Annotated in this window: 13 protein-coding genes; 10 read left to right on the top strand and 3 right to left on the bottom strand. The window is 73.8% G+C overall.

The window, feature by feature from the left end; genetic code table 11:
* Positions 1-60 precede the first annotated feature (60 nt).
* From ACH4F6_RS22760 to ACH4F6_RS22750, 3 genes are read left to right on the top strand one after another with little or no spacing between them, the layout of a single operon-like run.
* Positions 61-744: a DUF5819 family protein gene (locus ACH4F6_RS22760; RefSeq protein ID WP_397962132.1), complete on the top strand. Its 684-nt coding sequence runs from the start codon at positions 61-63 to the stop codon at positions 742-744.
* Positions 741-1955 (top strand): HTTM domain-containing protein, encoded by a 1215-nt coding sequence (locus ACH4F6_RS22755; protein WP_397962131.1) that lies wholly within the window; start codon positions 741-743, stop codon positions 1953-1955. The genes ACH4F6_RS22760 and ACH4F6_RS22755 overlap by 4 nt, the downstream gene beginning before the upstream one ends.
* Positions 1952-2725: a TrmH family RNA methyltransferase gene (locus ACH4F6_RS22750; protein WP_397962130.1), complete on the top strand. Its 774-nt coding sequence runs from the start codon at positions 1952-1954 to the stop codon at positions 2723-2725. The genes ACH4F6_RS22755 and ACH4F6_RS22750 overlap by 4 nt, the downstream gene beginning before the upstream one ends.
* Positions 2726-2784: 59 nt before the next feature.
* On the opposite strand, the gene paaN is transcribed toward ACH4F6_RS22750, so the two are convergent.
* Positions 2785-4491, bottom strand: coding sequence for a phenylacetic acid degradation protein PaaN (gene paaN, locus ACH4F6_RS22745; protein WP_397962129.1), 1707 nt, complete (start codon positions 4489-4491; stop codon positions 2785-2787).
* Between the two features lie 213 nt (positions 4492-4704).
* Here paaN and ACH4F6_RS22740 point away from each other — a divergent pair, with 213 nt between their 5' ends.
* Complete coding sequence (locus tag ACH4F6_RS22740; RefSeq protein WP_397962128.1) at positions 4705-6219, top strand: 3-hydroxyacyl-CoA dehydrogenase; 1515 nt, start codon at positions 4705-4707, stop codon at positions 6217-6219.
* Entirely contained in the window at positions 6216-6806 is a 591-nt protein-coding gene (locus ACH4F6_RS22735; protein WP_397962127.1) for a TetR/AcrR family transcriptional regulator, read from the top strand. Before ACH4F6_RS22740 ends, ACH4F6_RS22735 begins: the two co-directional genes overlap by 4 nt.
* Positions 6807-6808: 2 nt before the next feature.
* Here the strand turns inward: ACH4F6_RS22735 and ACH4F6_RS22730 are convergent, their stop codons facing one another.
* Complete coding sequence (locus ACH4F6_RS22730) at positions 6809-7309, bottom strand: Lrp/AsnC family transcriptional regulator (RefSeq protein WP_397962125.1); 501 nt, start codon at positions 7307-7309, stop codon at positions 6809-6811.
* A 175-nt stretch (positions 7310-7484) separates the two neighbouring features.
* On the opposite strand from ACH4F6_RS22730, the gene pdhA reads away from it, so the two are divergent.
* The 5 genes from pdhA to ACH4F6_RS22705 all read left to right on the top strand — a co-directional run bounded on the left by pdhA (position 7485) and on the right by ACH4F6_RS22705 (position 13418).
* Positions 7485-8618 carry a pyruvate dehydrogenase (acetyl-transferring) E1 component subunit alpha gene (pdhA, locus tag ACH4F6_RS22725; protein ID WP_397962124.1) on the top strand — a complete coding sequence of 378 codons (1134 nt, stop codon included), beginning with the start codon at positions 7485-7487 and terminating at the stop codon, positions 8616-8618.
* Complete coding sequence (locus ACH4F6_RS22720) at positions 8618-9622, top strand: alpha-ketoacid dehydrogenase subunit beta (RefSeq protein WP_397962123.1); 1005 nt, start codon at positions 8618-8620, stop codon at positions 9620-9622. Before pdhA ends, ACH4F6_RS22720 begins: the two co-directional genes overlap by 1 nt.
* A complete protein-coding gene (locus ACH4F6_RS22715; protein WP_397962122.1) occupies positions 9622-10974 on the top strand; it encodes a dihydrolipoamide acetyltransferase family protein in 1353 nt (450 codons plus the stop codon). Before ACH4F6_RS22720 ends, ACH4F6_RS22715 begins: the two co-directional genes overlap by 1 nt.
* Positions 10975-11079: 105 nt before the next feature.
* A complete protein-coding gene (locus tag ACH4F6_RS22710) occupies positions 11080-12036 on the top strand; it encodes an NTP transferase domain-containing protein (protein ID WP_397962121.1) in 957 nt (318 codons plus the stop codon).
* Positions 12033-13418, top strand: a complete 1386-nt coding sequence (locus ACH4F6_RS22705) for a molybdopterin molybdotransferase MoeA (protein ID WP_397962120.1) — start codon at positions 12033-12035, stop codon at positions 13416-13418. The genes ACH4F6_RS22710 and ACH4F6_RS22705 overlap by 4 nt, the downstream gene beginning before the upstream one ends.
* A gap of 136 nt (positions 13419-13554) precedes the next feature.
* Here the strand turns inward: ACH4F6_RS22705 and ACH4F6_RS22700 are convergent, their stop codons facing one another.
* Positions 13555-14670, bottom strand: a complete 1116-nt coding sequence (locus ACH4F6_RS22700; protein WP_397962155.1) for a potassium channel family protein — start codon at positions 14668-14670, stop codon at positions 13555-13557.
* Positions 14671-14678 lie beyond the last annotated feature (8 nt).

Raw genomic sequence — 14678 nt, 5'->3', positions numbered from 1 at the left:
GAGGTCGCCGATCCCGTCTCGTGGTCCCGTCCCGGACACCCGGCGGCCCCCGCTCCCGGCGTGACGCTCCCCGTCCCCGCCCCCGACGACCCCCGCACCGGAGTGGCCGCCCTCTCCCTCGGCTACCGCACAGCCGCCGCGCTGGCGCTCGCGGTCGTCGCGGTCGCCGTCTGTGTGCACCTCGGCATGGTGTTCCTGCACGTCGCGCCGTCCAACACGGTCACCAAGACGCACGGCCGGGCGATCGACGACTGGATCTACCCGGAGTTCGAGCAGAACTGGAAACTCTTCGCGCCGAACCCCCTGCAGCAGAACATCGCCGTCCAGGTCCGTGCCGACGTCCGCACGGTGGACGGCTCGTCGCGGACCACCGGCTGGTACGACCTCTCGGCGCAGGACGGCCGCGCCATAGACGGCAACCTGGCGCCCAGCCACACGCAGCAGAACGAGCTGCGCCGCGCCTGGGACTTCTACACCGGCTCGCACGACTCCGACAACCGCTCGCTGGGACCGCGCGGCGCCCTGGCCGAGGAGTACCTGCGCCGCATCGTCGTCCTGCGCCTGGAGCGGGGCGGCGCGGCCGGGGAGGGCGGGACCGTCGAGCGGGTGCAGGTCCGCTCCAGCACCACCGACGTGCCGGCGCCGTCGTGGAGCACGGACGAGGTCTCGCCGCGACCGGTGTACCGCGTGCTGCCGTGGTGGCCGGTGCCGGCCGCCGGCGCCACCGGGGGAGGCGCACGGTGAACCGGTTCTCCCTGTCGGTGTCCGCCGCCATAGCCCGCGTGACCGGGTCCGCGCTCGGTCCGTACCAGAGCGCCGTCATACGCATCGGGTTCAGCCTGACCTGGCTGCTGTTCCTGCTGCGCGAGCTGCCCCACCGCGGGGAGCTCTACGGCCCCGACGGTCCCTGGAGCTGGGAGCTGGCCCGGCGGCTGATCGACGGCAACGGCGCCTTCACCGCCCTGATGTGGTCCGACGGGCGGGCCTGGTTCGAGGCCGTGTACGCGTTCGCGGTGCTGGCGAGCGCGCTGCTGCTGCTCGGCTGGCGCACCCGCACGATGTCGGTGCTGTTCATGGTGGGCGTGCTGTCGCTCCAGAACCGCAGTGTCTTCGTGGGCGACGGCGGCGACAACGTGCTGCACCTGATGGCGGTCTACCTCGTCTTCACGCGCTGCGGCCAGGTGTGGTCGCTGGACGCGCGGCGGGCGCGGCGCGCGTCCGGGGCCCGCGCGCGGGGGGAGCGCGTCACCGACCGGGTCGGGCCCGCCCTGTGGGGTGTCCTCGGGATCGTGCTGGTCGCGGTGACCGGGACGGGCCGCCTGGACGGCGACCCGGTCGTCCCGGCGATCCTGTGGGCGGCGTGGGCCGCGCAGGGCCTGTGGTGGGCCGTGGGCCGCCTCACGCGCTCCGCGCAGCCCCGGATCCTGCTGGACGTCGTCACCAACGTCCTGCACAACGGCGCCCTGCTGGTGATCATGGCCGAGGCCTGCCTGATCTACGCGACGGCCGGCTGGTACAAGATCCAGGGTTCGCGCTGGCAGGACGGCACCGCCGTCTACTACCCCCTGCACCTGGACTACTTCTCCCCCTGGCCCGCCCTCGGGGACCTGCTGGCCGCCAGCGGCACGATGGTGATGCTCGTGACGTACGGGACGGTCGCGGTGCAGGTCGCCTTCCCCTTCACCCTGTTCAACCGTCGGGTGAAGAACGTCCTGCTCGTGGTCATGATGACCGAGCACGCGGCGATCGCGCTGATCCTCGGACTGCCGTTCTTCTCGCTGGCGATGATCGCGGCGGACGCGGTCTTCCTGCCGACGTCGTTCCTGCGCCGGCTGGGCGGATGGGCGGCACGCGCGCGCGGGGCGGCCCGGTCCGACACCGGCGCCGCCGTCCCGGAGCGGGCCCCGCGGGCACCCGAGGAGGCGGAACCCGGCCGCGTAGGCTTCACGGCATGACCGACCCGCTCGCCCTGTGGCGCCGGCTCGCCGACGCCTGCGTGCTGCTCGACGGCTTCCACGCCCTCAAGCACGCCGTCCGCTTCGGGGCCGACGTCCCCGTGGCGGTGGCCGTCGACCGGCGGGCGGCGCTCGGCCTCGCCGAGGAGCTCGCCCCCGACGTACGGGCGACGCTGGACACGCTGCTGACGGAGGTGCCGCAGGAGACGTACGCCTCGCTCGTGGCGCGTCCGCATCCCACGGCCGTGGCCGCGCTGGCGGTGCGTCCCTCCCGTGAGGCCCAGCTGCGGGCGCTGGCCCGGCTGCCGCGCACCGCGCCCGTCGTCGTCCTCGACGAGCCGCGCAACCTGGGCAACGCGGGGGCCGTGGTCCGGCTGGCGGCCGGGTTCGGGGCGACCGGCGTGGTCACCACCGGCACGCTCGACCCCTGGCACCCGACCGTCGTGCGCGGCGGTGCGGGGCTGCACTTCGCGACCGTCGTGGAGCGGCTGACCGTCGACGACCTGCCGCCCGGCCCGGTGTTCGCGCTCGATCCCGAGGGCGAGGACCTCCGGGGGGTGAAGCTCCCGGACGAGGCGGTCCTCGCCTTCGGGTCGGAGCGCAGCGGGCTGTCCGCGGGCCTGCGCGCGCGAGCCGACCATCTGCTGTCCCTGCCGATGCGGCCGCAGGTCTCCAGCTACAACCTGGCCACCAGTGTGGCGATGACGCTCTACCACTGGAGCGCGGGCCCGGGGTCGCACGGCGCCCCTCGAGGGGGCGCGGAGGCGTGACGGACCGCGCGGGCGGCCCCTGTGGCCCGCGGCCGCGCGATCCGTCCCGCTCCCGGCTGTCAGGCCTCCCGGCGCACCTCGACGACCCGGAACCGGTTCGCCACGAACGCGCCGTCGCACAGCGCGGCGTTCGCCGCCGGGTTGCCGCCCGAGCCGTGGAAGTCGGAGAAGGCGGCCGTCTGGTTGACGTAGACCCCGCCGGTGAGGTTGAGGGACAGCTGCGCGGCCTCCTCCAGGCAGACCTCCTCGACGGCCTGCTCGACCTCCGCGTCGGTCGTGTACGCGCCGACCGTCATCGCGCCCTTCTCGCGGACCGTGCGCCGCAGCAGTTCGATCGCGTCCGCCGTGGAGTCGACGGCGACGGCGAAGGAGACCGGCCCGAAGCACTCGCTCATGTAGGCGGCCTCGTCGCCGGCCCCCTCCCAGTACTTCCGCGCGCCGTCCAGCTTCACGATCACGGGCGTGCGCACCACCGCGTCGGGGAACTCCGGGTTGCTCACCTCGCGGGAGGCGAGCGCCACCTCGCCGAGACCGGCCGCGGCCTCCAGCCGGGCCTTGACGTCCGGGTTGACGATCGCGCCGAGCAGGGCGTTCGCGCGTGCGTCGTCACCGAGGAGGCCGTCGACCGAGCGGGCCAGGTCGGCGACGACCTCGTCGTAGGTCCGGGGGCCCTCGTCGGTGCGGATGCCGTCGCGGGGGATCAGCAGGTTCTGCGGGGTGGTGCACATCTGGCCGCTGTAGAGCGACAGCGAGAAGGCCAGGTTGGAGAGCATCCCCCGGTAGTCCGCGGTGGACTCCACGAGCACCGTGTTGACGCCGGCCTTCTCGGTGTGGACCTGCGCCTGGCGGGCGTTGGCCTCCAGCCAGTCGCCGAAGGCCGTCGAGCCGGTGTAGTCGATGATCCTGATCTCGGGGCGGGTGGCCAGGGTCTTGGCGATGCCCTCGCCGGGCCGCTCGGCGGCCAGCGCCACCAGGTTCGGGTCGAAGCCGGCCTCGGCGAGCACCTCCCGCGCGGTCCGCACGGTCAGCGCGAGCGGCAGCACCGCGCGCGGGTGGGGCTTGACCAGGACCGCGTTGCCGGTGGCGAGGGAGGCGAACAGGCCGGGGTAGCCGTTCCACGTCGGGAAGGTGTTGCAGCCGATGAGCAGGGCGATGCCGCGCGGGACGGGGGTGAACCGCTTGGTCAGCGCGAGCGGGTCGCGCTTGCCCTGCGGCTTGGTCCACTCGGCCGTGTCGGGCGTGCGGACCTGCTCGGCGTAGGCGTACGCCACCGCTTCCAGGCCGCGGTCCTGGGCGTGCGGGCCGCCGGCCTGGAACGCCATCATGAAGGCCTGGCCGGAGGTGTGCATGACCGCGTGCGCGAACTCGTGCGTCCGGTCGCTGATCCGCTTGAGGATCTCCAGGCAGACCATCGCGCGGATCTCCGCGCCCGCGTCCCGCCAGGCGCCCTGACCGGCCTTCATGGCGGGCAGCAGCACGTCCACGTCCGCGTGCGGGTAGGTCACGCCCAGTTCGATGCCGTACGGGGACGTCTCGCCGCCGACCCAGTCGTCGGTGCCGGGCTGGCCCAGGTCGAGGCGGGTGCCCAGGACGGCGTCGAAGGCGGCCTTGCCCGCGGCGGCGTCCAGGCTGCCGTGCTCCCCGTAGGCCTTCGGGTGTTCGGGGTGCGGGGACCAGTACGCGCGTGTGCGGATCGCTTCCAGGGCCTGGTCGAGGGTGGGCCGGTGCTTGGCGATCAGATCGTGCGCGGTGAGTTCGGCGGCCATGCGGGACCAACTCCTCGTCTTGTGAACTCTTCGTCGAGCTCATGACCTGGGGCGATACAAGGACAGGAAATCAGGAGGCGCGGCGCGGGGCACCTCGGCCGAGACGGTGGCGGGTGACGGGCGGTCCCGTCGGAGTTAGAGTAACCGAACGATCGGTCGGGACAAGGGGGCCTGCCGCATCTGTGGAAAACCCCGTGCGGGAGGATCGCGCACATGACAGCACTCGACCTCAGCAGCCCCGTGGCCGTCGTCGGCACCGGCACCATGGGCCAGGGCATCGCCCAGGTCGCGCTGGTCGCGGGCCATCCCGTGCGGCTCCACGACGCCGTCGCCGGACGCGCCCGGGAAGCGGCCACCGCGATCGGGGCCCGCCTCGACCGGCTCGTCGAGAAGGACCGTCTCACCGCCGCCGAGCGGGACGCCGCCCGCGCCCGCCTCACACCCGTGGACAGCCTCGCCGGACTCGCGGACTGCGCGCTGGTCGTGGAGGCCGTCCTGGAACGGCTGGACGTCAAACAGGAACTGCTGCGGGCGCTGGAGGACGTCGTCGGCGACGACTGCCTGCTCGCCACCAACACCTCCTCCCTGTCCGTGACGGCCATCGGCGGCGCCCTGCGCAACCCGGGCCGCTTCGTGGGCCTGCACTTCTTCAACCCGGCGCCGCTGCTGCCCCTCGTCGAGGTCGTCTCCGGCTTCGCCACCGACGTCACCTCGGCCACGCGCGCGTACGAGACCGCCCGCGCCTGGGGCAAGACACCCGTCGCCTGCGCCGACACCCCCGGCTTCATCGTCAACCGCATCGCGCGCCCCTTCTACGCCGAGGCCTTCGCCGTCTACGAGGCCCAGGGCGCCGACCCGGCCACCATCGACGCCGTCCTGCGCGAGTCGGGCGGCTTCCGGATGGGCGCGTTCGAGCTGACCGACCTGATCGGACAGGACGTCAACGAGTCCGTCACGCACTCCGTGTGGCAGTCCTTCTTCCAGGACGCGCGCTTCACCCCCTCGCTCGCCCAGCGCCGCCTGGTCGAGTCCGGCCGCCTCGGCCGCAAGACCGGCCACGGCTGGTACGACTACGGCGACGGGGCCGAGCGCGCCGAACCGCACACCGCGGAGAAGCACCGGCCGCCCGCGTACATCGTCGTCGAGGGCGACCTGGGCCCCGCCTCCGAGCTGCTCGCGCTGATCCGCGAGGCGGGCATCCAGGTCCGTGAGGAGGAAGAGGACCACGGGACCCGTCTCGTCCTGCCGAGCGACGGCGCGCTCGCGCTCGCCGACGGCCAGACCTCCGTGGAGTTCCGCGACGTCGTGTACTTCGACCTCGCGCTGGACTACCGCAAGGCCACCCGCATCGCCCTGTCCGCGTCCCAGGACACCTCCCCGCAGGCGCTGTCCGAGGCCATCGGACTGTTCCAGGCGCTCGGCAAGGACGTCAGCGTCATCGGCGACGTCCCCGGGATGATCGTCGCCCGTACGGTCGCCCGGATCGTCGACCTCGCGCACGACGCCGTCGCCAAGGGCGTGGCCACCGAGGAGGACATCGACACCGCGATGCGCCTGGGGGTGAACTACCCCCTCGGCCCCTTCGAGTGGAGCCGCAGGCTGGGCCGGATCTGGGCGCACGACCTCCTGGAGGAGCTGCACCTGCGCGAGCCCTCCGGCCGCTACGCGCCCTCGCTCGCCCTGTACCGCCACGGACACGCCGCCGACCGGCGGGAGGGAACCTCATGACCACGGCCAAGCGCGACACGTACACGCCGGAGACGCTGCTGTCGGTCGCCGTGCAGGTCTTCAACGAGCGCGGCTACGACGGCACCTCCATGGAGCACCTCTCCAAGGCGGCCGGCATCTCCAAGTCGTCGATCTACCACCATGTCGCAGGCAAGGAGGAGCTGCTGCGCCGCGCCGTCAGCCGGGCGCTGGACGGCCTCTTCGCGATCCTCGACGAGGAGCACGCGCGCGTGGGGCTCCCCGTCGACCGCCTGGAACACGTCGTGCGGCGCATGGTCGAGGTGCTGACGGCCGAGCTGCCCTACGTGACGCTGCTGCTGCGCGTGCGCGGCAACACCGACACCGAGCGGTGGGCCCTGGAGCGGCGCCGCGACTTCGACCACCGGGTCGCCGCCCTGCTCAAGGCGGCCGCCGCCGACGGCAGCGTGCGCGGCGACATGGAGGTGCGGCTCGCGACCCGGCTGGTCTTCGGCATGATCAACTCGATCGTCGAGTGGTACCGGCCGGACGGCCGGGGGATGGGCGAACGGGAAGTGGCGGACGCGGTGGTGCGGCTGGTGTTCACCGGACTGCGCGGGGAGGGCTGACCTCATCCCTGCGGTTCCAGGTCCTCCTCCTCGAACACCAGCAGGGTGCGGGTGCTCAGCACCTCCGGGATGGCCTGGAGCCGGGTGAGCACCAGCTCGCGCAGTGCCCGGTTGTCGGGCGTGTGCACCAGGAGGAGCACGTCGAAGTCGCCGCCCACCAGGGCGATGTGCGAGGCGCCGGGCAACTGCCTGAGCTGCTCGCGGACCGTGCGCCAGGAGTTCTGGACGATCTTCAGCGTGATGTACGCGGAGGTGCCGTGGCCGGCGCGTTCGTGGTTGACGCGCGCCCCGAAACCGCGGATGACGCCGTCCTCGAGGAGCCGGTTGATGCGCGCGTAGGCGTTGGCGCGCGAGACGTGGACCCGTTCGGCGACCGACCGTATCGAGGCCCGGCCGTCCGCCTGCAGCATCTGGAGGATGTCCTGGTCGATGGCGTCGAGCGGGCGGGGCGGGAGCAGCGGGGGGCCGCCGTCCTGGCCGTCGGCCATTTGTTCAGGTGTCATGTCCCCCCGCCTTCCCGCCGTGGACGTCCTGCGTCCATCAGAGGGTGTGCAGAACCGTTTGTCCACAGCCTGAGGGCGCATGTAGCCAAAATGTGCCGGCGACCGAACAATCGGTAGGTGAGGCGGGTCACAGCCGACACGCCTCCCGTAGCCACTCCCACGAGGAGGTGCCGTCATGACGGTCATGGAGCAGCGGGGCGCGTACCGGCCAACGCCGCCGCCCGCCTGGCAGCCCCGAACCGACCCCGCGCCGCTGCTGCCCGACGCCGAGCCCCACCGCGTCCTCGGCACCGAAGCGGCCGCGCAGGCCGACCCGGAGCTGCTGCGCCGGCTCTACGCCCAGCTCGTGCTCGGCCGCCGGTACAACGCGCAGGCCACCGCCCTGACCAAGCAGGGCCGCCTCGCCGTCTACCCCTCCAGCACCGGCCAGGAGGCCTGCGAGATCGCCGCCGCGCTCGTCCTCGAGGAGCGGGACTGGCTCTTCCCCAGCTACCGGGACACCCTCGCGGCCGTCGCCCGCGGCGTGGACCCCGTCGAGGCCCTCACCCTGCTGCGCGGTGACTGGCACACCGGCTACGACCCCCACGAGCACCGCGTGGCGCCCCTGTGCACGCCGCTCGCCACCCAGCTCCCGCACGCCGTGGGCCTCGCCCACGCCGCCCGCCTCAAGGGCGACGACGTGGTCGCGCTCGCCATGGTCGGCGACGGCGGCACCAGCGAGGGCGACTTCCACGAGGCGCTGAACTTCGCCGCCGTCTGGCAGGCGCCGGTCGTCTTCCTCGTCCAGAACAACGGCTTCGCGATCTCCGTCCCGCTCGCCAAGCAGACCGCCGCCCCCTCCCTGGCCCACAAGGCCGTCGGGTACGGCATGCCGGGCCGGCTGGTCGACGGCAACGACGCGGCCGCCGTGCACGAGGTGCTGGGCGACGCCGTACGGCACGCCCGCGCGGGTGGCGGGCCGACGCTCGTCGAGGCGCTCACCTACCGCATCGACGCCCACACCAACGCCGACGACGCGACCCGCTACCGCGGCGACGCAGAGGTCGAGACCTGGCGTGAGCACGACCCGATCCTGCTGCTGGAGCGTGAGCTGACCGCGCGCGGGCTGCTCGACGACGAGGCGAGGCAGGCCGCGCGCGACGCCGCCGAGACCATGGCCGCCGACCTGCGCGCCCGGATGAACCAGGACGCGTCGCTCGACCCCATGGACCTGTTCGACCACGTGTACGCGGAGCCCACCTCCCAACTGCGCGAGCAGCGCGCCCTGCTGCGCGCGGAGCTCGACGCGGAACAGGAAGGGACGCACTGATGACCACCGTCGCCGTCAAGCCTGCCACCATGGCGCAGGCCCTCACGCGCGCGCTGCGCGACGCGATGGCCGACGACCCGTCCGTGCACGTCCTGGGCGAGGACGTCGGCACCCTCGGCGGCGTCTTCCGGGTCACCGACGGACTCGCCGAGGAGTTCGGCGAGGACCGCTGCACGGACACCCCGCTCGCCGAGGCGGGCATCCTCGGCACCGCCGTCGGCATGGCCATGTACGGCCTGCGACCGGTCGTGGAGATGCAGTTCGACGCCTTCGCCTACCCGGCGTTCGAGCAGCTCATCAGCCATGTCGCCCGCATGCGCAACCGCACCCGGGGCCGCATGCCGCTGCCGATCACCGTCCGTGTGCCCTACGGCGGCGGCATCGGCGGCGTCGAGCACCACAGCGACTCCTCCGAGGCGTACTACATGGCGACTCCGGGGCTCCATGTCGTCACGCCCGCCACCGTCGCCGACGCCTACGGGCTGCTGCGCGCCGCCGTCGCCTCCGACGACCCGGTCGTCTTCCTGGAACCCAAGCGCCTGTACTGGTCCAAGGACGCGTGGAACCCGGAGGACCCGCGGACCGTCGAGCCCATCGGCCGCGCGGTGGTGCGGCGCCCGGGCCGGAGCGCCACGCTCATCACGTACGGTCCGTCGGTGCCGGTCTGCCTCGAAGCCGCCGAGGCGGCGCGGGCCGAGGGCTGGGACCTCGAAGTCGTCGACCTGCGTTCCCTGGTGCCGTTCGACGACGAGACGGTCTGCGCCTCGGTGCGGCGGACCGGCCGTGCGGTCGTCGTGCACGAATCGGGCTCCTTCGGAGGTCCGGGCGGGGAGATTGCGGCCCGCGTCACGGAGCGCTGCTTCCACCACCTGGAGGCACCGGTGCTGCGTGTGGCCGGATTCGACATCCCCTACCCGCCGCCGATGCTGGAACGTCACCACCTGCCCGGCGTCGACCGCATCCTGGACGCCGTGGCGCGTCTGCAGTGGGAGGCCGAGAGCTGATGGCACAGGTGCTGGAGTTCAAGCTGCCCGACCTCGGGGAGGGGCTCACCGAGGCGGAGATCGTGCGCTGGCTGGTCCAGGTCGGCGACGTCGTCGCCGTCGACCAGCCGGTCGTCGAGGTCGAGACGGCCAAGGCGATGGTCGAGGTGCCCTGCCCCTACGGCGGGGTGGTCACCGCCCGGTTCGGCGAGGAGGGCACGGAGCTGCCCGTCGGCGCCCCGCTGCTGACGGTCGCGGTCGGCGCGCCGGCCTCCGCCGACGACGCGGAGGGCGGCGGATCGGGCAACGTCCTGGTCGGATACGGCACCTCGGAGGCGCCCGCGCGGCGCCGCCGGGTGCGGCCGGCCCGGCCCGCGCCGTCGGCCTCACCGGCGCCGCGCGAGCCCGTGCGGCCGGAGCCCCCCGTTCCCGCGGCGGCCGACGGGCGGACCGCCGGCGCCGGCGAGGCCACGGCCCTGCTGGACGGCCCGGTGCCGGTGATCTCCCCCCTCGTCCGCCGGCTCGCCCGGGAGAACGGCCTCGACCTGAGGGAGCTGACCGGCTCCGGACCCGACGGCCTGATCCTGCGGGCCGACGTGGAGTACGCGCTGCGGGCCGCCGCCGCGCGGGGACGCCCGGCGCCCCCGTCTCCCGCGCCGCAGGCGCACCCGGCGCCCGTTCCCGGGGGCACCCGCATCCCGTTGAGGGGAATCCGCGGAACGGTCGCCGACAAGCTCTCCCGCAGCCGTCGCGAGATCCCCGACGCGACCTGCTGGGTGGACGCCGACGCGACGGAACTGATGCGTGCCCGGACGGCCATGAACGCGGCGGGCGGGCCGAAGATCTCCCTCCTGGCGCTGCTGGCCCGCATCTGCACCGCGGCCCTGGTCCGCTTCCCGGAGCTCAACTCCACGGTGGACCAGGAGGCGAGGGAGGTCGTCCAGTTCGACCAGGTCCACCTCGGCTTCGCCGCGCAGACCGAGCGGGGGCTGGTCGTACCCGTCGTCCGCGACGCGCAGGCGCGGGACGCCGAGGGCCTCACCGCGGAGTTCGCCCGCCTCACCGAGGCGGCCCGGACCGGCACCCTCACCCCGGGCGAGCTGACCGGCGGCACCTTCACGCTGAACAACTACGGCGTGTTCGGCGTCGACGGTTCCACGCCGATCATCAACCACCCCGAGGCGGCCATGCTCGGCGTCGGCCGCATCGTGCCCAAGCCCTGGGTCCACGAGGGCGAGCTGGCGGTGCGTCAGGTGGTGCAGCTCTCGCTCACCTTCGACCACCGGGTGTGCGACGGCGGCACGGCGGGCGGCTTCCTGCGCTACGTGGCCGACTGCGTGGAACAGCCGGCGGTGCTGCTGCGCACGCTGTGACACCTGCGCACGCGACCTGGCGCGCGCCGTGACACCCCTGCGGCACCCCGCCGCCCGGACCCCTCCGGCGTTCCCTGTGATCGGGGTGCCGCGCATACTCGGGGGGTGACCTCGAACGCGCCCCTCGGCGCCCGTGCCGGCGGCCCGGCCCCCGACCGCGCGTCGGGCCGGGCCGCCGGCGCGTACGACGCCGTCGTGCTCGCCGGGGGCGGCGCCCGCCGCCTCGGCGGCGCCGACAAACCCGGTGTACGGGTGGGCGGACGCGCCCTGCTCGACCGTGTGCTGACCGCCTGTGCCGACGCGCGCACGACCGTCGTCGTCGCCGACCCCCGGCCGACCGTCCGACCCGTGCACTGGGCCCGAGAGGATCCGCCCGGCGCGGGTCCCGTCGCCGCTCTCGGCGCCGGACTGCGCCACACCACCGCCGACCGCGTCGTCGTCCTCTCCGCCGACCTGCCCTTCCTCGCGGCGGACACCGTACGGCGGCTGCTGGCGACCCTGGGCGAGGAGGGCACCGAGGGCGTGCTGCTCAGCGACGCCGACGGACGCGACCAGCCGCTCGTCGCCGCCTACCGCACGGCCGCCCTGCACCGCGAGCTGACGGCGCTCGGCGAGGAGCGGGGCGGTCTCACCGGCCTTCCCCTGCGCCGGCTGACCGCCGGGCTCGGTCTCACCCGCGTCCTGGATCCCGTCGCGTCGTTCGACTGCGACACCTGGGACGACATCGCCACCGCCAGGGCACGAATCAGGGAGCATGGCCACGTGTTGGATGAATGGATCACCGCAGTCAAGGACGAGCTGGGCATCGACCTCGACGTCGACACCGGCGTCCTCCTCGACCTCGCCCGCGACGCCGCCCACCAGGTGGCCCGGCCCGCGGCCCCGCTGACCACCTTCCTGGTCGGCTACGCGGCGGCGCGGGCCCAGGGCGGGCCCGAAGCCGTCGCCGAAGCGGCCCGCAAGGCCACGGCCCTGGCGTTGAGCTGGGCCGACGAGTCAAGCGAGGGCCGGTCGGACGTGGCCCCCGACGCCACACCGGACACCCGCCCGGACGCCGGATGACCGCCCCCGGCATCCGGGGCGGCCAGGACGCCGAGGACCTCGACGTCGAGGAGGTGCTCGCTCTCGTGAAGGACGGCAACCACTCCGGGCGCCCGGCCGCGGGGCACGGCCCGGCGCACACGCCGACGGCCGCACCCGGCGAGGGACGCGGCGCAGGCCACGGCCAGGGGGCCCACCACCGTGCCACCCCCTGGGCCGAGGCCCGTGTGATCGCCAGCCGGGCGGGTCGCGCGCTCGCCGCCCGGCGAGGCCCCGTCTCCGTCACCCTCGGTGACGCCCTCGGTCTCGCCCTGGCCGCCCCCCTCACCGCCCTCACGGACCTGCCCTCCTTCGACACCTCGGCGATGGACGGCTGGGCGGTCGCCGGGCCCGGCCCCTGGGGCGTACGGGACGAGGGCGTCCTCGCCGGACACGCCGAACCCGCACCCCTCGCCGACGGGGAGGCCGTCCGCATCGCCACCGGCGCCCGGATCCCGCCGGGCACCACGGCGGTGCTGCGCAGCGAGCACGGCCGCACCGACGAGAAGGGCCGGCTGCACCCCACCCGCGAGGTGCAGCACGGCCAGGACATCCGCCCGCGCGGCCAGGAGTGCCGGAGCGGTGACCAGTTGCTGCCCACCGGAGCGGTGGTGACCCCGGCCGTCCTGGGGCTCGCCGCGGCCGCCGGGTACGACACGCTGGCCGCCGTCCCCCGTCCCCGGGTGGAGGTGCTCGTCCTGGGGGACGAACTGCTCACCGAGGGCCGCCCGCACGACGGCCTCATCCGGGACGCGCTCGGCCCGATGCTGCCGCCGTGGCTGCGCGCACTGGGCGCCGAGGTGGTGGCACTGCGCAGGCTGGGCGACGACGCGAAAGCCCTGCACCGGGCCCTCACCAGGTCCGCCGCCGATCTGATCGTCACCACCGGCGGCACGGCCGCGGGCCCTGTGGACCATGTCCACCCGACCCTGCGCCGCATCGGCGCCGAGCTGCTCGTCGACGGTGTCCAGGTCCGCCCCGGTCATCCCATGCTGCTGGCGCGCCTCGACGCGGACCAGTACCTGGTCGGACTGCCCGGCAACCCCCTCGCGGCGGTCTCCGGTCTGCTGACGCTCGCCGAGCCCCTGCTGCGGACGCTCGCCGCCCGTCCGGCGTCCGAGCCGTACACGCTGCCGCTGCGGGAGGCGGCTCATGGCCACCCGCACGACACCCGGCTCGTTCCGGTGGTGCTGCGGGGCGACCATGCCGTGCCGCTGCACTACAACGGCCCGGCGATGCTGCGGGGCGTCGCGGCGGCCGATGCCCTCGCCGTCGTACCGCCGGGCGGGACACGGGCCGGTGAGGAAGCAGAGCTGCTGGACCTGCCGTGGGCTGCGGCAGGAATCGGTGCCTGTTTCACGTGAAACACCGGAAAGACGATGCATGTGCCGCATGCGGAGACGAAGCCGCATGAGGGTGTTTCACGTGAAACACCCTCAAGGCGCCATCCAGGACCGTTTCACGTGAAACGTCCGGGTGGCCGGGCATCGGCCATCCGGGTCACACCTGAGGGGCGACCGTCGCCCGCCTCACCGTGATCAGGCGGTCTCCGGCCTGGAGATGGGTGAGCCGGGGATCCGTGAAGTCCAGGAGGTTCCTGCCCCGGACGACGGCCACGACCAGGTCGGCGCAGTCGCGCGGCGACTTGCCCGCCTCCTGCGGGGTGAGCGGGCGTTCTACGAGGTCCAGGCCGCTGCCGAGAGTCATCAGGTCCTCGAGGGTCCTGGCGACGGTCGGACTGACCATGGAGACCCCGAGGAGCCGTCCCGCCGAACTGGAGCTGGTGACCACGGTGTCCGCGCCGCTCTGCTTGAGCAGGGGCACGTTCTCGTCCTCCCGGGCGGCGGCGACGATCGTGGCGCGCCGGTTCATCTGGCGAGCGGTGAGGGTGACCAGGGCGGCGGTGTCGTCGCGTTGCGGGGCGACGATCACCCGGGCCGCGTGCTGGACCTCCGCCTTGAGGAGCGTCTCGGAGCGGGTGGCGTCCCCGGTCACCGACACGAGCCCGTCGTCTCCCGCCGCCAGCGCCGCCTTGCGCTGGGCGTCCACCACGACGATCCGCTCCTTGGAGATGCCCTGCCCGACCAGCGTCGCCACGGCGTGGCGGCCCTTGGTCCCGTAGCCGACGACCACGACGTGGTCACGGGTGCGGGAGCGCCACCGGTGGATGCGGACCTGGTGGCGGGTGCGCTCGGTGAGGACCTCGAGCGTCGTGCCGACCAGGATGATCAGGAACAGCACCCGCAGCGGGGTGATGACGAGGATGTTGACGAGCCTGGCGGCGTCACTGACGGGGGTGATGTCGCCGTAGCCCGTGGTGGAGAGGGTGACGGTGGCGTAGTAGGCGGCGTCGAGGAAGTCGACGGAACCGTCGGAGCTGTCCTTGTAGCCGGAGTGGTCGGCGTAGACGATCAGTGTGGTGACGGCCAGCACGAGCAGCGCGAGGGCGAGCCGCCGCAGCACCTGCTTCAGCGGAGGCAGACCGCTCTGCAGCGGCATCGTGATGGACCGGCCCGCCTCGGCGTCGTCACGGGCCTCGGCGCGCGAGCGGTTCCAGAGCGACCGGAGAAGGGAGAGCCGTCCCGCCCCGGTGGTCTGTGGTTCTTGTTCTCGCATCGCGTGCC

It is taken from the genome of Streptomyces sp. NPDC017936 (assembly GCF_044328485.1).
In the GTDB taxonomy this organism is placed as follows: Bacteria; Actinomycetota; Actinomycetes; order Streptomycetales; family Streptomycetaceae; genus Streptomyces.
This window is presented reverse-complemented; position numbering and strand designations above follow the sequence as displayed.